The organism is Duganella sp. 3397, assembly GCF_031456625.1.
GTDB lineage: Bacteria > Pseudomonadota > Gammaproteobacteria > Burkholderiales > Burkholderiaceae_D > Rugamonas > Rugamonas phyllosphaerae.
This window is the reverse complement of sequence record NZ_JAVDVB010000005.1, coordinates 55671-78964: the sequence shown is the minus strand read 5'-3', so window position 1 is coordinate 78964 and position 23294 is coordinate 55671. Positions and strand designations below refer to the sequence as shown.

Here is a 23294-nt window from a genome sequence, read left to right as displayed (position 1 = left end):
ACTTATTTCAGCTTTTTCAGATATTCCTCGGACAGCTTCTGGAACAGCAAGCTGGTTTCGTTGCGCAGGTAGGGACCGATCTGCGACAACACCTGGTAACAGCCGCGCGCCAGCGCGTCGGCCATTGATTGCTGCTCGCTGTACTTGCGCGGGTTGCGCACGTATTCGTACGACAGCCAGTACGTGGCCACCACCACCATATTGGTGGCCATGGCCTCGATGGCAACATCGGACGCTTCGAGCGACCCTTCGCTGCGCAAGTCTTCGCACAGCTGCTGGGCCACCTTGATCTTGTGATCCAGGATCTGCTTGAAGTGCAGTTCGAGCTTGCGGTTGCGCGACAGCAGGTCGTTGAGGTCGCGGTAGAAAAAGCGGTAGCGCCAGATCAGTTCGAACATCAGGTGCAAGTACATCCAGACGTCGTCGATGTTCGAGCGGCGACCCTTGGGCACCGTGAGGATGCGCTCGATCTCGGCCTCGAACTGCACGAAGATCGAATTGACGATGTCGTCCTTGTTACGGAAATGGTAGTACAGGTTGCCCGGCGAGATATTCATCTCTTCGGCGATCACCGTGGTGGTGATATTGGGTTCGCCGAACTCGTTAAACAGGCGCAGCGACAGTTCGAGGATGCGCTCACGGGTTCGGCGGGGTGCTTTTTGTTGCATGGCGGGTAGTCTCGGTGATATCTGCCGCCAGCATACCACCGATGCTCCCCTCCGGCTTCCCGCTTAGGCCTGTTCAGTGTTGACGAACGGAAGCTTGCCGTGCGCCTGGGCATGCAGCCGGAAGCCCTCGCGGATATTTTCGCGCAGCGCTGCGCCCTTCCACGGCTTGGTGTAGAAGCGGTCGATGGCGCCGTGGTTGATCGCCGCCATGATCGGCGTGAGGTCGGCATAGGCCGACAGCATGATGCGGAAAGTATCCGGGCACAGGTTTTTCACCCGCTCCATGAACTCGGTGCCGCTCATCAAGGGCATGCACTGGTCGCACAGGATCACCTGCACCCGGTGCCGGGCCAGCAGGTCGAAACCTTCGGCAGCGGTCTGCGCAGTCAGAATCCGGTAACCGTCCTGCGACAGGAAATCGGTCAGCACGTCGAGCATGAAGGCGTCGTCATCGACGATGAGCAAGGTCTGCTGCCCGGTAGCCGGCTCGTCTTCCGGCGCCTGCAGGGTGCGACCGTCGCGCAGCATGGCTTCGAAGTCGGCCTCGGGCAGCGGCCGGCTGAAGTAATAGCCCTGCATTTCGTCGCAGCCGTGGCGGCGCAGGTAGGCCAGCTGCGCATCCTTCTCCACGCCCTCGGCGATCACGTCGAGCTTGAGGCTGTGCGCCATGTTGATGATCGCCAGCACGATGGCGGCGTCGTCCGGGTTGCTGGTCACTTCGCGCACGAAGGCGATATCGATCTTCAGCTTGTCGATCGGGAAGCGCTTCAAATACGCCAGCGACGAGTAGCCGGTGCCGAAGTCGTCGATCGAAATCTTGATGCCCAGCGCTTTCAGATTTTGCAGCACCGTGATGGTCTCTTCGGCGTTCGACATCAGCGAGCTCTCGGTCAGTTCGAGCTCCAGCAGCTCGGGCGAGATGTCGTGCTCCTTGATGGCGCGCAGCACCTCTTCTTCCAGGCCGCCGACGAAGAACTGGATGCCCGAGACATTCACCGACAAATGCACGGCGCCCGCACTGGTGCGGCGCCAGTGGGCAATCTTGCGGCAGGCCTCGTTGATCACCCAGCTGCCCACCCGCACGATCAGTCCGGTCTCTTCCAGGATCGGGATGAACAGTGCCGGCGATACCATGCCGTGGCCGGGCCGCTGCCAGCGGATGAGCACCTCGGCGCCGCTGATACGGCCACTGGCGATATTCACCTTGGGCTGGAAGTGCAGCACGAATTCTTCGTTTTCGATCGCGCGCCGCAGCGCGTTTTCCAGTTCCAGCCGCGCCATCGACTGCGCGTTCATCTCGGCGGTGAAGAAGCGGAACGCGTCGCGCCCCGCTTCCTTGGCGCGGTACATGGCGGTGTCGGCGTACTGGATCAGGGTGTCGGGATCGGCGCCGTCATCGGGGAACACCGAAATGCCGATGCTGGCCGTCACCGTCACCTCGTGGCCCTTGAGGTCGAACGGGCGGCGCAGCGTTTCGCGGATCTTGTCGACCACCACCACGGCGTTCTGCGCGCCCTCGGGCAACATCAGGATGGCGGCGAATTCGTCGCCGCCGAAGCGGCCGATGGTGTCGCGCACGCGCAGGCAATCGACCAGCCGGCTCGAGAACTGCCGCAGCAGCTCGTCGCCGATGGTGTGGCCCAGCGTGTCGTTGACGTTTTTAAACCGGTCGACGTCGAGGAACAGCACCGCCAGCGACCAGTGGTGCTCGGCCGCCTGGCGCATCGAGTGCATCAGCGAATCGTTGAACTGGCTGCGGTTGGGCAGGCCGGTCAGCGTATCGAAGTGGGCCAGCTTGAGCAGGCGCTGCTCGGCCTCCTTGCGCTCGGTGATGTCGCGCGCGACTGCCACCAGGATCCAGCTGGCGCCGGAGCGCAAGGTGCGGCGCTGCACTTCCACTGCCAGCGGCGTGCCGTCGCGGCATTGCAGCAGCAGTTCGGTCATGGCGCCGCTCTGGTCGCCCGACAGCAGTTTTTCGTACAGGTCTTCCAGCTTGACCAGGTCGCCTTCGACCTGGTGGTTGGGGCCGACCTTGAGAAAATCCTCGCGCTCGAAACCGAGCATGCGGCAGGCGGTGGCATTGACATCGACAAAGCACATGGCGGCGCGGTCGACCAGGAAGATGGCGTCGGCGGTGGCGTCCATCGCCAGGCGGAAGCGGCGCAGGTCTTCGTCGAGGCGGATGCGGGCGTTCATGTCCAGCGTCAGCTGGGCGTGGTTGCGCTTGATCTCGTCGTACAGCTGCAGGTTTTCGTAGGCGCCGGCCAGTTGCGCCGCCACGGTGGCGGCTACCCGTTCATCGACTTCCGAAAAACCGTCGGCGCCGAGTTTATCGACCAGGTACAACCAGCCGTGGATGCGTTCGCGCGAGGCGATCGGCACGCCGAGGAAGGTGTGCACCGGTGGATGGCTGGCCGGCAGGCCGACGTTGAACGGCTCGCCGTCGAGATCGTTGATGCGGCACGGCAGGCGCTGCTCGAGCAAGCCGCCCAGCACGCCGGCGCGCGGGTTCTGGGCGATTTCGTGGATCGGCACGCCGGCGCCGCAGCTGGCGTAATAGGCCAGCGCCACGCCTTCGTCGTCGAGCACGCCGATGCAGGCGTACTTGGAGACACAGATGTTTTGCGCCACGCGGCAGCCGATTTCCAGCAGCGCGCGCGGATCGCGCTCGGCGCCCAGTTCGATGCCCAGTTCGATCAGCGCGGTCAGGCGCAGGCTCACCGCCTGCAGGCTCGAGAGCGAGCGCGACAGGCGCTGGGTCATGCGCGCCAGGTCCTCGGTGCCGGCATCGACGGCTGCCGGTTCGGACGCCAGGCGCGAGATCAGCTGGCTGCTCGATTCGAGTTCGTCGAGATACTCGGCCACCTGGTGGTCGATGTCGAGCAGGCGTTTTCCCTGCGGCAGGTCGGGCACCTGGGCTGGTGCACCGTCGTCGGGCGGCGCCATCGGCGTGGGCTCGTGGCCCAGCGCTTCCTGCACCGTGCGCAGGATCACGTCGGGGTCGGACGGCTTGGGCAGCACCCAGCGCACGCCGCACGACTCGGCCACGGCCAGCGCTTCGCGCTCGCGGTAGGTGGCGGTGTAAAAAATCACCGGCACGTCGGCCGTGTCCGGATGTTTATGCATCCGCGTGACAAACTCGTAGCCGTCCATATTGGGCATGAGGATGTCGGAGATGACCAGGTCGGGCTTGTCGGCCAGCGCCATTTTCAGGCCATCGGCGCCGTTGGCCGCTTCGATCAGCCGGTAGCCGCCGTAACCGAGCAAGGTCATCAGGAATTCGCGGTTGAGCACATGGTCGTCCACGATCAGGATCGTGGCGATGTCGGTTTTAGGCGGGGTCGACATCTCCCCGGTCAAAAAAGACTCGATTTGCTTGACGAAGGTATCGGGTTCGATCGGCTTGCCGATATAGCTGTCAAAGCCAGCCTCGAGCAGGCGCTCGCGGTCGCCCACCATGGCCAGCGCGGTCACGGCCAGCGCCGGAATGGCGCGCGTGGCCGGGTCGGCCTTGAGCGCCGCCACCACGCCATAGCCGTCGAGCTTGGGCAGGTGGACGTCGCAGATGATCAGGTCGGGCCGTTCGCGCCGGGCCGCTTCCACGCCGGCCTCGCCGTCGGACGCCGACAGCGGCGTGTAGCCGAACGCGCGCAGCAGGTACACCATCAACTCCATGTTGGTGGCGTTGTCTTCGATGATCAATATTCTTGCAGACACAAAGACTCCTTATTCAGGTCTCCAGCGGCAAGGCCAGGGTCAACATGCTGCCCACGCCATACGCACTGTCGAACAATATTTCTCCTTGCAGCAGCGTCGCCAGCTTCTGACTCAGGTGCAAGCTCAACCCGGCGCCCTCGAACTGCTGCATCACACGCGTGTCCAGTTGCGACACCGCTGGCAACGGCGCCACGCCGGCAGCCGTATCGCCGATGCTGATGGTCAGGCACCGGCGCGCACCGACGGTGGCCGTGTCCAGTCGCACCAGCAGCGGGCCCTGGTCGGCAAACCGGATCGCGTTGCCCACCAGGTTCATCAGGATGTGCTGCAAGGCACGCCGGTCGGTACGCACGGTCGGCACGCCCTCCCCTGCTATCACGTCGAAAGCCAGTCCCTTGATGCGCGCCTGCGGTTCCAGCAGCACCAGCACTTCGTCGATGAGCGGCCGGCAATCGACGGCCGCCAGATCGAGTTGCACCTTGCCGGTGTCGATCCGGGTCAGGTCCAGCAAGTCGTTAATCAAGGTTAATAAATCACGCGCACTACTTTGCACCATCCGCAACTGCTTGGTCTGTTCCGCATTGATGGGCCCAGGCAACTTCATCAGCATAGTACCTGTAAATCCGATGATTGCGTTCAACGGCGTGCGCAGTTCGTGCGACATGCCGCCGAGGAAGCGGTCCTTGGCGGCATTGGCCTTTGCCAGTTCAATATTCTTTTCTTGCAACGCAAGTTCACCCAGTTTGCGGTCGGTGATATCGCGGATGGCGCTGATGACCAGCGTGCCCTCTTCGGTCGTGATCGGACTCAGGCTGATCTCCACCGGGAACTCAACGCCATCACTGCGCACGCCATGCAGCGCCAGCCCCGCGCCCATCGGCCGCACCGACGGCTGCGCCGTATAGCCGCTGCGGTGGGCGCGGTGGGCGGCGCGCATGCGTGCCGGCATCAGCACCTCCAGTTCCAGCCCGCGCAGGGCGCCCGGCGCATAGCCGAACAGCCGCTCCGCATGGCCATTGGCCAGCACGATGCGGCCGGTGGTGTTGGCCACCACGATGGCGTCGGGCAGCGAATCGAGAATGCCGTGAAAGCGCGCCTCGACCAGCTTGGCGTCGCGTAACACGCGCAGCGCGGTAACGTCTTTTTTGCTCCACAAAATATACTCGGGTGCACCGTCGGCATCCCGCACCAGCTTGCTCGAACTGTCGATGTAGACCAGCACGCCATCCTTGGCGTGGCGCAGCGATTCGTAGTTGGCGGCGCCCGTCGCCAGGGTCTGGCGCAAGACGGCGCCGGCGTCCTGCGCACAGGGCGGCTCGATCAGGTCGGCCAGCTTGCGCCCCAGCGCCTCGTCGCGGCTATAGCCGAACACGGCCTGGGCACCGTTATTCCAGTACACCACTTCGCCGTCAAGGTGTGTCAACACCACCGCGTCCGGTGCCTGCTCGAGTATCAATGTGCCAAAGTCTGTCACGTGCCGTTCGCCTTGTTTGCACTTCACATGAGTAACCATACAGCAACGGCCGACGACACAAAGTCACACAAAATCACCGTGTTGCGTGGAAACGATTTCTGCCAGCGCGCAGCGCACGATCTCGGGGTGGCGGCCGAGCGCCACGTGCCCTATGGCGCCGAACACCAGATTGCGGGCGCCGGGCAGCGCGCTCGAGTCCTGCGGGGCGACGATATTGTCGTGGACGGAATAAATGGAACAGAACAAGTTCCGTTGCAAATTAGCGTCAACCGCCGTTTCGGATGCGGCCAGCGCGCCCAGCCATGCGCTGCCGCAACGCATTTGCACCGCGTTGCGGCCCGGCCCAAGGTCGGCCAATACCGTGCCATGGTGGGGCGTACCGAGCGTGATCACGCGGGCGACGCGCGCGGCACCATGGCGGCGCAACCAGGCGCGCGCCACCAGGCCGCCCATGCTGTGCGCGAGTATGATCACTTGCGCGCTGCCAGTGACGGCGCACAGGTGTTCGACTGCCGCCTGTACCTGCGGCGCGAAGTCGTCGATGTCGGCGCCGGGCGGCTCGAGGTCGATGCCGTAGTGGCTGATGCCGGACGCGCGCAGGTGCGCGCTCAGCGGCCGCCAGTAACCGCTGTTGCAGCCGTACCCGTGGATCAGCAGTACCGGCAGTCCGCGCGCCTGCGGCTGCAACTGCAGGCCGATCGGGCGCAACATGTGCCAGGACGAGGTCAGCATGGTAGAAGCGAACTCGTGCAGGAACAGCCGCGCGGCTTTGATGGGATCCAGCGCATGGATCACGGCGGGCACACTGCGCGCGCGCCAGCTGATGCGGAAATTGTTGGCGGCGATGCTCATGCGCACCAGCAGCAGCACCAGTACACCGCCGGCCACCGCGGCCAGTACAGTCACCGGTGCCGGCCAGCCGGGCGGCAACAAGCTGCGCAAAGCCGCCGCCACGGCCAGCACGCCCAGCACTTCGACGACCAGCAGCAGGATGAGCAGGCGCTTGATCATGAATACAAGGGTCTGCGCGGCGCCAGGGTCACTTGCGGCCCGATGTCATCTGCCGGGCAATTCCGCGCAGGATGTTGACTTCTTCCTTTTCCAGCTGCACCCGCGCGAACAGGCGCTTCAAGCGCGGCATCAGCTTGCGCGGATTGCCGGCGTCGAGAAAGCCGATCTCGACCAGTGCGCTTTCCAGGTGCTGGTACATGCCCTCGATTTGCGCCAGGCTGGCGGCCTCGCCGTGGTAGCCGATCTCGTTGGCGTCACCGGCCGGCTGGCGCACGCTGGCCACCGTGCCGCCGCCGGACGCCTGGTCGAGCACGGCCATCCGGCACTCGTACGCCACCACTTGCGCCGCCTGCGACAGGTTGAGCGACGCGTAATCGGGATTGGCGGGGATGTTGATCAGCACATTGCACTGTTCGACCACCTCGTTGGGCAAGCCGAAACGCTCGTTGCCGAAGATGACCGCCGCGTGCCGCTCGGGCTGCGCCACCAGTTGGGTGGCCAACTGGCGCGGCGTGAGCACCGGCGGCGAGTACTCGCGCAGCCGGGCGCTGACGGCTGCGGCGAAATTGATGCCGTCGAGCGCCTCGGCCATGCTGCCCACCACCCGGGCGCCGGTCAGAATATCTTGCGCCCCGCTGGCGAACGCCACCGCCTCCGGGTCTTGCACGGCGTCGGCAAAGCGCGGATTGACCAGCACCAGGTCGCTGTAACCCATGGTTTTCATGGCCCGCGCCACCGCCCCGATATTGCCCGCGCGGCTGGTTTCGACCAGGATGAAACGCAGCTGTTTGAAAAAGTTAGTAGGGGTTTGGGGCAGGTTCATTTAAAATATCGCTATTGCGCAGTTTCAATACGGTGGTTCCGCAGGGTGTTATGCCCGGGATTTTACCTTGTTGCCGCCGCCCCGCTCTTTAATTCACTCTTGTCCTCTAACGCGTCGCCGGTGGCATAGCCCCGGTGGGCGTTAGCGTTCTTTTAACGGAAAAGTTATCATGCACCCAATGCTCAACACGGCGATCAAAGCAGCTCGCCGCGCCGCCACCGTCATCAACCGCGCCTCGTTCGACCTCGACCGCGTGATCGTGACCGAGAAAAACCACAAGGATTTCGTCACCGACGTCGACCAGGCGGCCGAACAAGAGATCATTGGCGTGCTGTCCAAGGCTTATCCCGACCACGCATTCCTGGCTGAAGAGTCGGGTGCATCGAAGAACAACCACGACGAGGCTGAATACTGCTGGATCATCGACCCGCTCGATGGCACCACCAATTTCATGCACGGCTTCCCGCAATACTGCATCTCGATCGCGCTGGCCCAGCGCGGCGTGATCACCCAGGGCGTGATCTATGATCCCGTGCGCAACGACCTGTTTACCGCCACCAAGGGCGCCGGCGCCTACCTGAACGAAAAACGCATCCGCGTCACCAAGCTCGACCGCATCGCCAACGCCCTGCTGTCCACCGGCTACCAGGCCGGCAATGCCAAGGCCCTCGACGAATACCTGAAAATGTACGGCATCATGGCCGAACGCAGCCACGGCGTACGCCGTCCGGGCAGCGCCGCGCTCGATCTCGCTTACGTCGCCTCGGGCCGCCTCGACGGCTTCTACGAAAAAGGCCTGAAACCTTGGGATATCGCTGCAGGCGCCCTGATGGTGACCGAGGCTGGCGGTATCGTCGGCGAATTCTCGGGCGAATCGGATTACCTGTACAAGGGCGACATCATTGCCGCCAGCCCGAAAATCTTCGGCCAGATGGTTGGCTTGCTCACACCGTTTGCCTAAGTGACCATAAAACCCTTGCTGATTTCAGTAGCGTAAGGTTTGTTACAAAAAAAGGGGGCGGTTTGCCTCCTTTTTGTTTCCTTTGTGAAATTTTCTTCCAGCTTAGCTGTTATAGTGCTAGCTGCGGCTTGCCATCCAGTCTTGCGCCGTACCTAGATAATCCCGATTGCCTGCGACTGGCGCTCCACGAGAGCGACAGGCCGATCTCATACAAAGCTACCCATGCCATTTTCCTCACTCGGTTTGTCCGATGCTATCGTCCGCGCTGTTGCCGACACCGGCTACACCACCCCGACGCCGATCCAGACCCAGGCCATTCCTGCCGTCCTCAACGGCGGCGACCTGCTGGCAGGCGCCCAGACCGGCACCGGCAAGACCGCCGGCTTCACCCTGCCGCTGCTGCAACTGCTGTCGTCCAGCGCTGTCGGCAAGGCCTTCACGACCAATAGCTCGCCGCGCGCCATCCGCGCCCTGATCCTGACCCCGACCCGCGAACTGGCGGCCCAGGTCGAAGAAAGCGTGCGCACCTACGGCAAGTACACCAAGCTGAACTCGGCCGTGATCTTCGGCGGCGTCGGCATCAACCCGCAAATCAAGCAACTGAAACACGGCGTCGACATCCTGGTCGCCACGCCGGGCCGCCTGCTCGACCACATGCAGCAAGGCACCGTCGATCTGAGCAAGGTCGAAGTGCTGATCCTGGACGAAGCCGACCGCATGCTCGACATGGGCTTCATCCGCGACATCAAGAAAGTGCTGGCCGTGCTGCCGCCGAAACGCCAGAACCTGCTGTTCTCGGCCACCTTCTCGGACGAGATCAAGGCCCTGGCCGATGGCCTGCTGAACAACCCGGCAACGATTGAAGTCGCCCGCCGCAACTCGACCGTGGAAGTGATCGCGCAAAAGATCCACCCGGTCGACCGCGACAAGAAGCACCCGATGCTGGCCTACCTGATCAAGACCCACAAGTGGACCCAGGTGCTGGTATTTACCCGCACCAAGCACGGCGCCAACAACCTGGTGGAAAAACTGGGTGGCGACGGCATCACCGCCATGGCCATTCACGGCAACAAGAGCCAGTCGGCCCGTACCCGCGCGCTGAGCGAGTTCAAGGACGGCACGCTGCAAGTGCTGGTCGCCACCGACATCGCCGCGCGCGGTATCGACATCGACCAGTTGCCGCACGTGGTCAACTACGACCTGCCGAACGTGCCGGAAGACTATGTGCACCGCATCGGCCGTACCGGCCGCGCGGGCGCCACCGGCGAAGCGGTGTCGCTGGTGTGTGTCGATGAACACGACATGCTCAAGGATATCGAGAAGCTGATCAAGCAAACCCTGCCGCGTGAAGTGATTGCCGGCTTCGAGCCGGACCTGAACGCGCGCGCACAACCGATCCAGCTGCGCAGCGGCGGCCCTGGCCATCGTAACGGTGGCGGCGGCGGTGGTGGTCGCGGCGGCAATGGTGGTGGCCGTGGCAAGCCGGCCGGCGGTGGCGGTAACGGTGGCAATGGCGGCAACGGTGGCAAGCCACGGGCACCAGGCGCTGGCGCCGGTGCTGCGGCCGGCAGTGGTAATGGCGGTGGCCGCAGCGGTGGCGGCGGCGGCGCCCGTACCGGCGGCGGTGGCGGTCCAGCCCGCAGCGGTGGCGGCGGCAACGCCAGTGCACCACGCAATGGTGCCAATCCTTCGCAACATCGTTCGGGTGGTCGCGGCCGTTAATTCGGGTCGAGCCAGCCGTGCCATGAAAACCGCCTTCGGGCGGTTTTTTATTGCCTTATAATTTGCGCATGCCCAAATTTGCCGCCAATTTGTCGATGTTGTTTACCGACCTGCCCTTCCTCGACCGCTTTGGCGCCGCCCGCGCGGCCGGCTTCGAGGCGGTCGAATTCCTGTTTCCGTATGCCTGGCCCGCCGAACAGATCGCCGCGCAATTACGCGCGCATGGCCTGCGACTGGTGCTGTTCAACCTGCCCCCGGGCGACTGGGACGCCGGCGAACGCGGCATGGCCTGCCATCCCGACCGAGGCGACGAGTTCCGCGCCAGCGTGGCCGCCGCGCGCGACTACGCGCTGGCGCTGAACGTGAAGCAAGTGCACTGCATGGCCGGCAAAATTCCACCGGGCCTGGCGCCGGAGACCGCGCACGCCACCTGCCTGGCCAATCTGCGCTACGCGGCCGACCTGCTTGCGCCGCATGGCATCAACCTGCTGATCGAGCCGATCAACCATTTCGACATGCCCGGCTACCTGCTGGGCCGCAGCGCCGAGGCGCTGGCCGTCATCGCCACAGCCGGCCGCCCCAACCTGTTGCTGCAATACGACGTCTATCACATGCAGCGCATGGAAGGCGAATTGAGCAACACCATCCGCGCCAACCTGGCCCGCATCGGCCACGTACAAATAGCCGATACGCCGGGCCGCCACGAGCCGGGCACCGGCGAAATCAATTACCGCCACCTGTTTGCGCTGCTCGACGAACTCGGTTACGACGGCTGGATCGGCTGCGAATACCACCCCGCCGCCGGCACCCTGTCCGGTCTGGGCTGGCTTACCGAACTCAACTAAGGTAACGGCACTGCCTGGTCTGAGCAGTCGCAACACCACGCATCAAACGCAGGGCAACAATGATCCTCATTTCCTTGAGGAGTGCCCATGAATTCACTTCGTTTGACGATCCACACCTTGCTGGTCGCGTGCCTGCTGGCGATGTTTGCCATGCTCGGCGGTTGCGCCAGCAGCACCCCGCGCATGGCCGAAGTACGCGCCTTTGCCGCCGACGCCCCCAAGCTCAACGCCTACCACGAACTGACCGAACGGTACCGCAATGCCTACGAGCGCCAGCAACCGTTCCTGGCGCCAACCGCCGACGCCCGCGAACGCGCACTCGACGCCAGCCGCCAGCAGGCCAGCGACGATTTCCGCCGCATCGACGACGTGGTGCAAGCGTATATGCAGGCGCTCGGCGCACTGGCCGGCGACCGCCAGTACGACTTGCGCGACCCGCTCAAGGTGGTTGGCACCGGCATCAAGGCCTGGCCCGACACCGGCCTGGAAGACCGCCACGTCAACGCCTTTACCGGGCTGACCCGGATCATCTCGCGCGCGGTCACGGTGCCGATGCAGGAGCGCGCCGTCAACGACCTGATGCGCGACGCCGGCGAACCGGTGCAGCAATTGCTCGACGCCATGCGCAACCTGCTGCGGCTGTACGACCGCTCCAACGATAACGAGCAGCGCATCGTGCTCGGCATGATGGAGATGGAAATTGCGTTCCTGGACGCCAACCGCGACCGCTTGCTGATCGCGCTGACCAGGTCGCTGCAACAGGAAAAAAAGGCCGAATACCGCCTGGTCGGCCTGCGCCACACGCTGGCGCGCAAGAACCTGGACCTGATCGAACAGCGCCACCGCGCGCTGGTCGAGAGCCTGCCGCAGCCTTGACACCGGAGAACCATGATGAACCTGCCACCACGCAGCAGTACCCAACTCGACCTCGAAGCGCTGGCCGACAGCCTGTCCGCCAGCGCCGACGCCCTCCATGCACGCCTGATGCGAGCGATCCGCCAGTCGGCGCCGGAGATCAACCAGCCGGCCATCAGCCAGGCGGCCGCGCAAGCGCTGTTCGAAAACGAGGTGATCCTGCGCCAGCGCGCCAACGGCCTGTACCTGGAGGCAGCCACCCTGGCCGCCGCCGGGCTTGGCGGCATGCAGCAGCAATTGCTGAACCTGGCCGCACAGGCCCAGGAGAAGATACGCAAGATCGACAAGATCAAGGATTTGATTGCGCTGACGGGCGAGTTGCTGTCGCTGGCGGCAGCAGTGGCCAGCGGGGCGCCGGAAAAGCTGGTGGCGCCCTATGAAAAGCTCAAGGCGCGGGTCGAATCGCTGTGACGGCAGGCATCACCAGTGTCACTGCCACGGCTGGCTGCGGATGCGCGCGACCTGCCGCTGGGCCAGCAAGCGCCATAGCTGCAGGGCGGCGTCCTGCGACAGCGCGGTCATCACGCGCGGATCGGCCAGCGCCAGCTCGCAATCGCGGTCCGACCACTCGGCAAACCGCACGGCGCCACCGCAAGACACTTCCATTTCATACATCAGGCCGTCGTCATAACCGAAGCGCAGCACGGCGCTGCCGGGCTCGCCATCGGCAGTGACTGCTTTGCCGCTATAGACTTCGGCCAGCGCATCGGCCATTTGCGCCTCGGACGGCGCTTGCAAGTCGCGCCCGTCCGGGCGGGTGAGCACTACCCATGCCTGAGTCATCGCCGCACCTCCCCGGTTTGTCTGCCGATTGTAGCAACGAATGTCGGGAAAGCTGCGGTTGCTGAGGCCCGAGTGTCAGATAAGCAACAGGGCGAGCAGGCCCCTCAGACCGGTACCGGGCGCGAGGTGGGGTCGAAATCGCGCCAGTCGCCGGCGGCAATCGTGCCCTCGGCGCGTTCGAGATTGCTGGCGCCGAGGCCACGCAACACGTCCAGTGCCTGCTGTTCGCGGGCCTGGTCGGCCACCGCGACAGCGATCATCATGCCGGATTTACGCGGTGGTATCATGTTTTCCTGGCCGTCGCGCCCCTCTTCCGGCTCGCCGGCATCCTTCATTTTCGACAGCGAAAACAGCGAACCGACATGGGCGCCCACCAGCGCCCCGACTACCGGGCCGAGCGGACCGGCGATCGGGATCGCCGCGCTGCCGGCCACGGCGCCAGCCACCGCGCCACCGGCGCCGCCCTGCACCACCCCCTCGTCGCTTTCCTTGGCGCCCGGCGATTTATCGTGGTCGCCGCCGAGCTCGTGCACATCGTGCTGGCCCTGCGGATTGACATAAAACGCGCTGATATCCTCGTCGGCAAAGCCCGCAGCTTGCAAGGCGGCGCGGGCCGTAGCGATCTCGTCCTGGATCTGGAATTGTCCTGCGATGATGTGGCTCATGCTGTTCTCCCCGTGGTCGGTCCGCAAGCGGCATGGCAGCAATATGCGCCCGCGACAGCGGCGAGTCGGTGCGCAGCCGCACCGTGTTTTGAGAACCAGCTCTTAGTGCAGGTTGAAGCTGTAGCTGATCTCGCCCGGTTCAAGCTGCACCGGTGGTGGCGGTGGTGGCGGCGGCGGCGTCCATTGGCGCGGATCGACGCGGTAATACTTGAGGAACTCGGCAAACAGCTCGCCGTGATGCTCGGCCATCTGGTACGGTTTCTCGTAAAAAGTTTCGGTTGCAACGGCAAAAAACTCTGCCGGATTGGTGGCGCCGTACGGGTCCATGACTGTCTCTTGCCGGTACATGGCGCGCATGCGCAGGCTGTCGAAATTGCGCTGCAAAATCTCCGACCACTCGCGGTAGCTGGCCGGGTTGCCCAGGTACGGGGCGCCGTTGGCGCGGCCCGATTCGCTGTCGAGCTGGTGGGCAAATTCGTGCAGCACCACGTTGTGGCCATCGGTCCAGTCGCCGGCGCCGCGCTGCACGTCGTCCCATGACAGCACCACGCGGCCATCGTCCCATGATTCGCCCAGCATGCTCTGGCGACCGGGCGTGACCACGCCGCCGGGGCCGATTTCGGCCCGTTGCGCCACGAATTCGGAAGGATAGACCAACACCGTATGCAAGGCCGGATACACCTTGGTGTGGCGGTTGAGGAGCAACATGCAGGCCTGGCCAGCGATGGTGACGGCGATTTCGTCGGTCATCTCCAACCCTTCGCAGCCGACAAACTTTTTTTGATGCAGGAATTGCACGACCAGCTTTTGCAATTGCTGCTGCAATTCGAGCGGCATGCGGTGATAGACGGGTATGGTTCGCTGCAATATCGCCAGCGCGTCGGCGGGTAGCGGACGGGCCAGGACGCGGCGCAGGCGCCAGCGCGGAAAAGCGAGGGGGAGCGCGATGGCCAGCAGCGTGAGGACGATCCAGATCAGGGCTTCCATGTACAGCGCATCCGTAAAAGTTCAGTGATGCTTAAGTGAGGACACTTGTCCCTCTTTCAATACACGGGCAATACAAACATTCCGAAATGCAAAAAGCCGGGCAAGCCCGGCTTTTCGATGTGTCCGCCGAATTACTCGGCAGCTTTTTGCTGCGATGGCGCCGAGCCGAACAGCGCAGCAACCAGCGGGTCACGCATGACTGGGCCACGGTTGACGCGGATGGCGTAGTGGGTATCGTCGGCCAGGATGTGGAAGTGGCGGCCGCTGCCGGCCATGGCTTGCTCGCGCAGGCCTGGACGTTCCTTGCGCGGTGGCGCGCCTTCACGCTTCGGCTGGACGATGGCGGCCAGGAAGGCGGCAACGCGTTCCGGGTCCGGCGTCAGCTGGTACACCGCCTTGCCCAGGTAGGTGGCGGTGCCTTCGACGTAGCGGGCCAGTTCGATGACACCGGCTTCGCGCAGGTCGCGGATGTATTTACGGGCGCCCGACGGCGAGAACTTGAGGAACCAGGCGATTTCGTCGGCCAGCATTTCGTGCATCGACAGCTCGGCGATGAGCTTTTGCATGTTTTCAATGCGACGCAGGGTGGCGGAAGTGGAACGCACGCGCTCGATCGAGGCCATGGACAGGCCGGGTTTGCGGTCCAGTGGCACCGGACGCTCCAACAGCTTGCTGGTGGTCGATTGCATGTCGAGCGACGCTTTCATTTCATTCTGAACCAGGGTTTGGGGTTGTGCGTGCATGTGTACACTCCTTAATAACAAATTGCCGAGATTGGTTTTGCCGGGATATTGGCAGCAGTGGCTGTATGGTTGGGATCCGACTGGGATCGAACGCTACAGTCTCTGCATCTGACGCCAGAATGCCTTTTTGCAGCGCACCGGTCTGTGCGGCAACGAACATTAGTGGCGAAACCCGAACAATGTAGATAGGACCCCCTCCTTTTCGGGAAGTTGCATGGTTTGCCGGATCAAATTCATAATCTGTGTCGAATTTGATACAGCACAATCTTTTGTGCGCTAGCGTACTGAACGAACTGACTATTTTGCTTAAAGTTCGGTCCTAGCAGCGGTGAACAAAACACAGCTGACCACGTAACATCGAAATATCCTTCATTAATCGGGAGCTTACCTTGAATAAAACTAAGAAAATCGCCCTCGCCGCAGCAGCACTGTGTGCGTCGTTCTCCGTCATGGCTCAAGAGCCGGTCATCAACCCATCGTGGTATGTCCAGCCTAGCGTCAGCGGCTTCAAGCCTGACAGCGACTTCGGCGTCGATCGCCGCGGCCCGGGCGGTGGCCTGAAGTTCGGTAAGGCAGTCAACGAAAACTGGGACGTTCAAATGGGCGGCACCTACGCCCGTTCGAAAGACGACGGCAACCGTTACCAGCAACAGACCCTGGGCGTAGATGGCCTGTACCTGTTCTCCCGTAAGTCGTTCCGTCCATTCATCCTGGTCGGCGCCGGTGTACAGCGCGACAAGCTGGCCCTGGCCGGTCAAAACGAAATCTCCAAGAATTCGCCGTACCTGAGCGCTGGCCTGGGTTTCCAGGCAGACATGAACGAACGTACCACGTTCCAGGCTGACATCCGCAACGTGCACGGCTTCCTGCGTGACGACGTGTACCCATCGGACAAGAGCAACAACCTGTACCTGACCGTCGGCGTGAACTTCGCCTTCGCAGCGCCACCGCGCCCGGCACCACCGCCACCACCGGCACCAGTCGTGGCAGAACCACCACCGCCGCCACCAGCGCCAATGCCACCACCGCCACCACCGCCAGTGCGCATGGAAAAAGTGACGATGTCGGCGACCGAAATGTTCGGTTTCGACAGCGCCAAGCTGAACTCGAACCAGCCTAAGCTGGACGAGATCGCTACGCTGCTGAACAACAACCCGACCATCAACGATGTCACCATTGCCGGTTACACCGACCGCCTCGGTTCGGAAAAGTACAACATGAAGCTGTCGGAGCGTCGTGCTGTGTCGGTCAAGGAATACCTGGTTGGTAAAGGCGTTGCAGCCAACCGCCTGACCGCCGAAGGCCGTGGCGAAGCGAACCCTGTTGTCAACTGCGACAACAAGCGTAAAGCTGACCTGATCAAGTGCCTGGAACCTAACCGTCGCGTCGAGGTGGAACAAATCACCATCGAACGCCGCGTGAAGTAATCCACTCGGAAGAGCCCCGCAACTTCGGTTGCGGGGCTTTTTTTTTAACGATGAGAAAAAGAGATATCTTTTCGGTGCTGAAATGCACCGTCTCCGAATGGTTTTCGCACCGGGCCGGCAGCATGGGCGCGGCGCTGGCGTTCTACACCCTGTTTTCGATGGCGCCGATCCTGGTGCTGGTGCTGGCCATTGCCGGTCTGTTCTATGGTCCGCAGGCCGCACAAGGCGAATTGTTCGCCCAGCTCAACGGCCTGGTCGGCCAGCAAGGTGCGGAAGCGATCCAGCTGGTGCTGGCCGGCGCCAAGAACAAGGAAGAAGGCCAGCTGGCCACCATCATCGCGTTCCTGCTGCTGATCTTTGGCGCCACCACCGTGTTTGCCGAACTCAAATCCAGCCTGGACGTGATCTGGCAAGTGCCGCCTGTCACCACCAGCACCGCGTGGGACGTGGTCCGTACCCGCTTGCTGTCGTTCGGCATGGTGCTGGTGCTGGCGTTCCTGCTGATGGTGTCGCTGGTGGTCAGCGCGGTGTTGACGATCATCCAGAAATACTGGGACCGGATCTGGGTCGATGCCGGCGAGGCGCTCACCGGCATCAATTACGCCATCAGCTTCCTGGTGATTGCCGCGCTGTTCGGCGTGATCTTCAAGATGCTGCCACGGGTGAAATTGTCGTGGCAGGATGTGAGCATCGGCGCGCTGGGCACCGCCGCCCTGTTCACGCTGGGCAAATTTGCCATCGGCGCGTATATCGGCAATAGCGGCGTGGCCAGCAGCTATGGCGCGGCCGGCTCGGTGATCGCGCTGCTGCTGTGGGTGTACTACTCGGCGCAGATCTTTTTCCTGGGCGCGGAATTTGCCCGGCAATATGCGCTGCAGCTCGGCAGTTTGCGCTCGCAACCCGCAGTGCAAACCGGGGTCGGACCCGGTACCGGGTCCGACCCCGAGCTGTAAGTCGGGTGGCGGGGCGCGGGTTATTCGCCCAGCAGCTCCGCCACCACCTCCATCCCCTCCACCCGCTCCGCGACAACTTTCACGATCACGATCACAGGCACGCCCAGCAAAAGACCCCAAACGCCCCACAACCAGCCCCAGAACAGCAAGCTGACGAACACGGCAGCGGCGTTCATGCGGGCGAAGCGGCCTGTCATCCAGGTGGTGATGATGGTGCCGACCAGGGTCGCGATCGCCAGCGACGTCCCCATCACCAGCACGCTCATCTGGATCGATTCGAATTGCAGCAGCGCCACCAGGCCGGTGGCCAGCATGATCAGCAAGGGTCCGAAATACGGCATCAGGTGCAACAAGCCGGCCACGATGGCCCAGGCGCCGGCGTTTTCCAGGCCGATCCAGCGCAGCGCAATCCACATCATCACCGCCAGCATGCCGTTGGTGACCAACAGCATCAGCATGTACTTCTGGATCGAGGTGTTGATGTCTTCCAGGATATGCACCGTGATCTTTTTCTTCGACAGCGACGGCCCGGTGAGCTTGACCAGCTTGCGCTTGAAGGTGTCGCCCGATAGCAGCAGGAAAAACACCAGGAAGATCACCATGGTGGCCTGGCTGAGAAAACCCATCAGGCCCATCGAACCGGCCCACACCCAGTTCATCAGGGGAAACTCGGGCGATGTCGCCGGGATCGCCTTGCGCGCTGCGCGCCGTTCCTGGGCGCCGGCGGTAGCCTGCTGCAGCTCGGTGGCTACTGCCTGGATGCGCTGCAAGGCGCTAGAGCTGCCATGCAGGCGCTCCTCCACGATCTTCGACAGCTTGTGGCCAGCGCTGGGCAATTCTTCCACGATGGCTTCGAACTCGCCGTGCAGCTTGTCCACCACCATGGCCGAGCCAGCGACGATGGCAGCCGTGATCAAGGTGGCAGCAATCGCGCGCGGCACGCGCCGGCGCGTCATCCATCCCATCAGGGGACTCAAGGTATAACTGATCAGGATGCCCAGCAGGAGCGGGACCAGGAAATTACGCGACCACTGCAAGGCCCAGACAAAAGCGACCGTGGCGATGATGCCGAGCGCGACACCGCGGGCATTGACATGAATGGGGAAACGCTGGAGGACGCCGGGTTCGGCTTCGGTACTGGTGACCGGGCTCGCTGTCAGCGTGGCGGGCGCGGCGGGTGCGGCGGGAGGAATATCTGCGGGCTGCTGGCTCATGATGACTCACAATGTAATTACGGCGCGACACACCGAAGCATGCCGCGCCGATCGCGTTCGCCCTGCTGCGAGGGCGAACCAGCGAAATCCAGCGGAATTACTTCACGCGGATGTCGTTCTTGACGGACGAAACGCCTTTGACGCCGCGCGCCACTTCGCCAGCTTTGCCGATGTCGGCAGGCTGTGCCACGAAGCCGCTCAGCTGCACGGTGCCCTTGAAGGTTTCCACGTTGATTTCGGTGGTTTTCAGGGTAGGCTCATTGAAGATCGCCGCTTTGACCTTGGTGGTGATTACGGAATCATCGACGAACTCGCCGGTGCCTTCTTTGGTCGCGGTCGAAGCGCAACCGGCAGTAGCCAGCAACGAAACGGTGAACAGTGCAGTAGCGATTTTGTGGGCGATTTTCATGGTGGTTCTCCTTGGTGTTTTGATCGAATCAGTTTGTCAGCCGAGCGGCGCCGTTACTTTTGGTCAGGTCGTCGCTGCTGCCGATGGAGACGTTTTACGCGCTTCATGGCAAGTACTCTGTACGGTATCGTACACACGCTGGATTTTGGCAAAGTCACCACATTTATTTGGGTAATTCCTTGGTGCGGAAGCGCACAGACCGCCAGCGTTGGGTTGATTATTCTGGGCTCATTACTTTCAGGAGGACAACATGAATTCCCAACGCACCCTTGCCGCTGTCGTACTTGCCGCTACCGCCGTACTGAGCGGCTGCGCCACGAGCAACCAGAATCCGGGCTACGGCCAGCAGACCGGCTACCAGAATGAAGCGGCCAGCTACGGCACCATCGAATCGATCCAGGTCAAGACCGTGCAAGGCAAGAGCAACGGCGTTGGCGCCGTCGCTGGCGGCCTGGTTGGCGCCCTGCTGGGCAACCAGGTCGGTTCGGGCAATGGCCGTGCGGCAGCCACCGTGGCCGGCGCCGTTGCTGGCGGCGTCGTGGGCAACAATGTCGAGAACAACCGCAACGCACCGCGCGACGAATACCAGATCAGCGTGCGCATGGACAATGGCGACTACCGCCTGGTGAACCAGGACAGCGTGTACGACCTGCGCGTGGGCAACCGCGTACGCCTGATCGACGGCCGCCTGTACCGTTATTAATTCCCGATATTGATTCGAGCTTCAAAATCGCGCTTCAGCCGTCATTCATACATTCATAAAATAAGGGGAATTCCATGGGCACCATCATTCTGATCATCCTGGTCCTGTTACTGGTGGGCGCCTTGCCTACCTGGCCGCACAGCCGCAGCTGGGGCTATGCGCCCAGCGGCATCACCGGCCTGCTGGTCGTGATCCTGCTGATCATGCTGCTGACCGGTCGCCTGTAAGGCACGGGGCGCCGCCATGAAGACTTTCCAGACCCTGACCTGCGGCGCCGTGCTGGCCCTGTCCTGCGCGGCGTTTGCCGCGCAGGCACAAGACAACACGCCACCGCAAAACGTCAAGTTGCAGCAGCAGGAAATCGCCAACGGCGATCCGGCCCGCTGGCACCGCGAAGACGTCACCCCGGCGCAGAAAGAGCGCACCCTGCGCAAGGAAATCGGCGCCGCGCTGGCCGAAGCCAAGCAGGCCTGCGCCAAGGGGCCTGCCGCAGAGCGCGCCAGCTGCCTGAAGCAGGCGCAGGACACCTACCGCCACGACATGGCCAACGTGACGGCAGTGCTCGCCGAAAACGCCAAACAACCCTGATTGTTCATGCATGTAAAGCATTCGGGCCCGTGAGCGATTATCGCTCACGGGCCCGATGGTTTTGGCTGCGGTGCCAGCTTAAGTCGTGGAGCGCTTGCGCTTGAGCAGCCAAGCCACCCCAACACCGGCCAGCGCCGCCACGCCCAGGACCGGCTTGATCAGGCGTTTGCGCGCCAGAAACGAGCCGACCGTGATGGCATAGGGCATCAGCGCCTTGTAGTTGAAGTTGCTCAACCCACCGGGCTGCATCAAGCCGCCCAGGCGCGCCTGCGCCAGGCTGACGGCGTGGTCCATCGCGCCGTGCATCAGCGCGTCGGGCCGCAGGGCTTGCGCTACCAGTGCCTTGGCGTGGACCACCTTGATGCGATACAGCTCGCCCTCTCGGATCACGCGCTGGATATCGGCCGCGACCGGATCATGTGACTGTTTGCTCATCTGCTCTCCTTACATCAACATGTCGCGGTCGGACTTGAGCTCGGCCATGGTGGCTGGCATCGACAGCTTGCCGGCATTGATCAGGCCACGCGCGTACAGGATCAAGCCTATCGCCAGCACCAGGAAGAACCCGGCCAGGATCGGCAGGATGAGCCAGCCCAGCGTACTCCACGCCAGGTAACCCACCATGACCGTAATGCACGCCAACGCAAAACAGCCGGCCACCAGCGCGACGGCAAACGCCACCACCAGTTGCAACAGGTGATTACGCACCTGCGACAACTCGAGGGCAGCGAGTTCCAGCCGCATCAGCAGCAGGCCCATGCTGTTGCGGGCGATGTTGCCCAGCGACGCAATCAGGCCAGGCGGACGGTTCATTTCGTCAGCTTGCGCCATCGCTTATTTACGGCCGATGATCACGCCAACCAGCAAGCCGATACTGGCCGCCGCGGCGATCGAACGCCATGGGTTTTCCTTGACGTAAGCGTCAGCCTGCTTGGCGGCTTCCTTGCTGGCGGCCAGGGCGCTGATTTGCGCTTCGTGGGCCTTGGCCAGGGCGGAGTCCAGCGCGCGCATGCCACGGCCACGCAGTTCGTCGGCTTTCTCGCCGGTCAGTGCGGTGGCGGCGGTGAACAATGCTTGAGCATCCTTGACCAGAGTTTTCACGTCGTTATTCACGGTGCTGATATTTTGTTCCAACATAATGATGCTCCTGTTATGGTTTTGAGAAGTGAAAACTGTACAACAAATTGTCAAACTGGCCTAATCGATTATTCAAGCAGATCGCGCATATCGTCCGCGTGTTCTTCTTCCACGGCCATGATGCTGATCAAAAGATGGCGCGTCGTCGGGTCGGTATCGCCGATTTGCTCGATCATTTGACGATAAGACTCGATAGCAACGCGCTCCGCGATCAGGTTAGCCTTGATCATCGATTGCACGTCGTCCGATGCATCATACTCGGCATGGCTGCGTGCGAGCAACGTTGCAGGATTGAAATCAGGCTCGCCGTTGAGCTGAACGATGCGCTCGGCCAGCGAATCGGCGTGTTCCTGTTCCTGGGTGGCATGCTCCAGGAACTCGGCCTTGATCGGGCCGTTTTGCAAGCCGCTGACCGTGTAGTAGTGGCGCTTGTAGCGCATAACGCAGACCAGCTCGGTAGCCAGCGCGTCGTTGAGCATTTTGATGACTGCTTCGCGGTCGCCCTTGTAACCGGACGTTACCGGGCCGTCCAGCATGTTGCGTGCTGCTTCACGGATAGCTTCACGATCAATGCCTGCCGGATGGGTGGGGTTGGATTCAGCCATGATAAATAGTCCTTTTCAATGAATTATTGGATTAACGACGGTTGGTGATCGGTGCGCCGTTTTGCGACAGCACGATTTCCACGCGGCGATTCAGTTGACGGCTGGCAGCGTCGTTGTTGCCGGCCACCGGGTAGGCGGCGCCGTAGCCCTTGGTGGATATCTTGTTGGCTGGTACGCCCATGCCGACCAGGGCCTGGCGCACGGCATCGGCGCGGCGCTGCGACAGGTCGAGGTTGTGCGACGAGCTGCCGGTCGAATCGGTGAAGCCTTCGATCAGCACCATGCTTTTCGGTTCCTGGGCCAGCACGTCGGCCAGTTTTTGCGCGGTGCGCATGCCTTCGGCGCTCAGTTCGGCCTTGTCCACGTTGAACAGCACGTCGTTGAGCGTGATCACCAGGCCGCGATCGGTCTGCTTGGCTTGCAGGTCGTTCAGTTGCTGCTGCAATGCTGCGGCCTTGGCTTGCTCGTCGCGGGCGGAGGCTGCGGCCGTGTCGGCCTGCTGGCGCGCTGCATCGGCGTCGGCCTTGGCGCGCTCGGCAGCCATGCGGGCCTTGTCGGCTTCGGCGGTGCGCGCTTCCAGGCGCACTTCGTCACGCTGGCGGCCGGCTTGCGCCACGTTGGCTTCGGCCTGGCGCTGCTTGGTCACTTCCTGGGCGGTGGCGATCTTCTGCTTGGCGATATAGGCCAGCTTGTCGATGTCGGCCAGGCTTTCGCGCTGGGCGGCAGCGGCGTTGGCGCGGTCGAGCGCGTCTGCGGCGGCCTTGAATTCCACCGGTGCGCTGGCAGCGACGGCAGGGTTGCTCTGGGCGGCGACGAAGTCACCGCGTGCACCGTCTAGCTCGCTGGTGGTGATCGGCGCGCTGCTGCATGCGGACAGGACGATTGCCACGGCAACGGCGGCAGGCAGGATGCGCAGCTTGGTCATGAATTTGGTAGGGGTCATA

Annotated in this window: 26 protein-coding genes; 10 read left to right on the top strand and 16 right to left on the bottom strand. The window is 62.9% G+C overall.

Annotated elements, in window-relative coordinates; translation table 11 throughout:
* Positions 1-2: 2 nt before the first annotated feature.
* The 5 genes from J2X54_RS16795 to J2X54_RS16775 all read right to left on the bottom strand — a co-directional run bounded on the left by J2X54_RS16795 (position 3) and on the right by J2X54_RS16775 (position 7693).
* A complete protein-coding gene (locus J2X54_RS16795) occupies positions 3-668 on the bottom strand; it encodes a TetR/AcrR family transcriptional regulator (RefSeq protein WP_070247948.1) in 666 nt (221 codons plus the stop codon).
* A gap of 63 nt (positions 669-731) precedes the next feature.
* Positions 732-4385 carry an EAL domain-containing protein gene (locus J2X54_RS16790; RefSeq protein ID WP_310182167.1) on the bottom strand — a complete coding sequence of 1218 codons (3654 nt, stop codon included), beginning with the start codon at positions 4383-4385 and terminating at the stop codon, positions 732-734.
* Between the two features lie 13 nt (positions 4386-4398).
* Positions 4399-5859: a PAS domain S-box protein gene (locus tag J2X54_RS16785; RefSeq protein ID WP_310182166.1), complete on the bottom strand. Its 1461-nt coding sequence runs from the start codon at positions 5857-5859 to the stop codon at positions 4399-4401.
* 63 nt (positions 5860-5922) lie between these two features.
* Positions 5923-6870 carry an alpha/beta fold hydrolase gene (locus J2X54_RS16780; RefSeq protein WP_310182165.1) on the bottom strand — a complete coding sequence of 316 codons (948 nt, stop codon included), beginning with the start codon at positions 6868-6870 and terminating at the stop codon, positions 5923-5925.
* 28 nt (positions 6871-6898) lie between these two features.
* Positions 6899-7693 (bottom strand): RNA methyltransferase, encoded by a 795-nt coding sequence (locus J2X54_RS16775; protein WP_310182164.1) that lies wholly within the window; start codon positions 7691-7693, stop codon positions 6899-6901.
* Between the two features lie 178 nt (positions 7694-7871).
* Between J2X54_RS16775 and J2X54_RS16770 the strand changes: the two genes are divergently transcribed.
* From J2X54_RS16770 to J2X54_RS16750, 5 genes are all read left to right on the top strand, one after another.
* Positions 7872-8654 carry an inositol monophosphatase family protein gene (locus tag J2X54_RS16770; RefSeq protein WP_070247958.1) on the top strand — a complete coding sequence of 261 codons (783 nt, stop codon included), beginning with the start codon at positions 7872-7874 and terminating at the stop codon, positions 8652-8654.
* A gap of 222 nt (positions 8655-8876) precedes the next feature.
* On the top strand, positions 8877-10376 hold the full coding sequence (locus J2X54_RS16765; protein ID WP_310182163.1) for a DEAD/DEAH box helicase: 1500 nt from the start codon (positions 8877-8879) through the stop codon (positions 10374-10376).
* Between the two features lie 68 nt (positions 10377-10444).
* Positions 10445-11221 carry a hydroxypyruvate isomerase gene (gene hyi / locus J2X54_RS16760; protein WP_310182162.1) on the top strand — a complete coding sequence of 259 codons (777 nt, stop codon included), beginning with the start codon at positions 10445-10447 and terminating at the stop codon, positions 11219-11221.
* A gap of 87 nt (positions 11222-11308) precedes the next feature.
* Positions 11309-12097 (top strand): hypothetical protein, encoded by a 789-nt coding sequence (locus tag J2X54_RS16755; RefSeq protein WP_310182161.1) that lies wholly within the window; start codon positions 11309-11311, stop codon positions 12095-12097.
* Between the two features lie 12 nt (positions 12098-12109).
* Positions 12110-12547, top strand: a complete 438-nt coding sequence (locus J2X54_RS16750) for a hypothetical protein (protein WP_310182160.1) — start codon at positions 12110-12112, stop codon at positions 12545-12547.
* 18 nt (positions 12548-12565) lie between these two features.
* On the opposite strand, the gene J2X54_RS16745 is transcribed toward J2X54_RS16750, so the two are convergent.
* The 4 genes from J2X54_RS16745 to J2X54_RS16730 form a co-directional block, all read right to left on the bottom strand.
* The gene (locus J2X54_RS16745) at positions 12566-12919 is read right to left on the bottom strand and encodes a hypothetical protein (protein ID WP_070247123.1); all 354 of its coding nucleotides are present in this window, start codon (positions 12917-12919) and stop codon (positions 12566-12568) included.
* A 104-nt stretch (positions 12920-13023) separates the two neighbouring features.
* Positions 13024-13584: a hypothetical protein gene (locus J2X54_RS16740; protein ID WP_070247122.1), complete on the bottom strand. Its 561-nt coding sequence runs from the start codon at positions 13582-13584 to the stop codon at positions 13024-13026.
* 102 nt (positions 13585-13686) lie between these two features.
* Positions 13687-14571 carry a zinc-dependent peptidase gene (locus J2X54_RS16735; RefSeq protein WP_310182159.1) on the bottom strand — a complete coding sequence of 295 codons (885 nt, stop codon included), beginning with the start codon at positions 14569-14571 and terminating at the stop codon, positions 13687-13689.
* A 131-nt stretch (positions 14572-14702) separates the two neighbouring features.
* Positions 14703-15314, bottom strand: coding sequence for a winged helix-turn-helix domain-containing protein (locus tag J2X54_RS16730; protein WP_026637310.1), 612 nt, complete (start codon positions 15312-15314; stop codon positions 14703-14705).
* Between the two features lie 389 nt (positions 15315-15703).
* On the opposite strand from J2X54_RS16730, the gene J2X54_RS16725 reads away from it, so the two are divergent.
* Positions 15704-16741, top strand: coding sequence for an OmpA family protein (locus J2X54_RS16725; RefSeq protein WP_310182158.1), 1038 nt, complete (start codon positions 15704-15706; stop codon positions 16739-16741).
* 50 nt (positions 16742-16791) lie between these two features.
* Positions 16792-17694, top strand: a complete 903-nt coding sequence (locus J2X54_RS16720) for a YihY/virulence factor BrkB family protein (RefSeq protein WP_310182157.1) — start codon at positions 16792-16794, stop codon at positions 17692-17694.
* A gap of 20 nt (positions 17695-17714) precedes the next feature.
* Here J2X54_RS16720 and J2X54_RS16715 read toward each other — a convergent pair whose 3' ends face one another.
* The gene (locus J2X54_RS16715) at positions 17715-18908 is read right to left on the bottom strand and encodes an AI-2E family transporter (protein ID WP_229255267.1); all 1194 of its coding nucleotides are present in this window, start codon (positions 18906-18908) and stop codon (positions 17715-17717) included.
* A 97-nt stretch (positions 18909-19005) separates the two neighbouring features.
* A complete protein-coding gene (locus J2X54_RS16710; protein WP_070247118.1) occupies positions 19006-19317 on the bottom strand; it encodes a BON domain-containing protein in 312 nt (103 codons plus the stop codon).
* A 250-nt stretch (positions 19318-19567) separates the two neighbouring features.
* On the opposite strand from J2X54_RS16710, the gene J2X54_RS16705 reads away from it, so the two are divergent.
* From J2X54_RS16705 to J2X54_RS16695, 3 genes are all read left to right on the top strand, one after another.
* The gene (locus tag J2X54_RS16705; protein ID WP_070247117.1) at positions 19568-20020 is read left to right on the top strand and encodes a glycine zipper 2TM domain-containing protein; all 453 of its coding nucleotides are present in this window, start codon (positions 19568-19570) and stop codon (positions 20018-20020) included.
* A 74-nt stretch (positions 20021-20094) separates the two neighbouring features.
* Complete coding sequence (locus tag J2X54_RS16700; RefSeq protein ID WP_070247116.1) at positions 20095-20247, top strand: DUF3309 family protein; 153 nt, start codon at positions 20095-20097, stop codon at positions 20245-20247.
* 16 nt (positions 20248-20263) lie between these two features.
* Positions 20264-20608 carry a hypothetical protein gene (locus J2X54_RS16695; protein ID WP_310182156.1) on the top strand — a complete coding sequence of 115 codons (345 nt, stop codon included), beginning with the start codon at positions 20264-20266 and terminating at the stop codon, positions 20606-20608.
* 78 nt (positions 20609-20686) lie between these two features.
* On the opposite strand, the gene J2X54_RS16690 is transcribed toward J2X54_RS16695, so the two are convergent.
* The 5 genes from J2X54_RS16690 to J2X54_RS16670 form a co-directional block, all read right to left on the bottom strand.
* Complete coding sequence (locus J2X54_RS16690) at positions 20687-21043, bottom strand: hypothetical protein (protein WP_070247114.1); 357 nt, start codon at positions 21041-21043, stop codon at positions 20687-20689.
* Between the two features lie 9 nt (positions 21044-21052).
* Positions 21053-21421, bottom strand: a complete 369-nt coding sequence (locus J2X54_RS16685; RefSeq protein WP_310182155.1) for a phage holin family protein — start codon at positions 21419-21421, stop codon at positions 21053-21055.
* Positions 21422-21442: 21 nt separating this feature from the next.
* Positions 21443-21745 (bottom strand): YqjD family protein, encoded by a 303-nt coding sequence (locus J2X54_RS16680; protein ID WP_070247113.1) that lies wholly within the window; start codon positions 21743-21745, stop codon positions 21443-21445.
* A gap of 68 nt (positions 21746-21813) precedes the next feature.
* Entirely contained in the window at positions 21814-22350 is a 537-nt protein-coding gene (locus J2X54_RS16675) for a bacterioferritin (RefSeq protein ID WP_070247112.1), read from the bottom strand.
* 31 nt (positions 22351-22381) lie between these two features.
* The gene (locus J2X54_RS16670; RefSeq protein WP_310182154.1) at positions 22382-23293 is read right to left on the bottom strand and encodes an OmpA family protein; all 912 of its coding nucleotides are present in this window, start codon (positions 23291-23293) and stop codon (positions 22382-22384) included.
* Position 23294 lies beyond the last annotated feature (1 nt).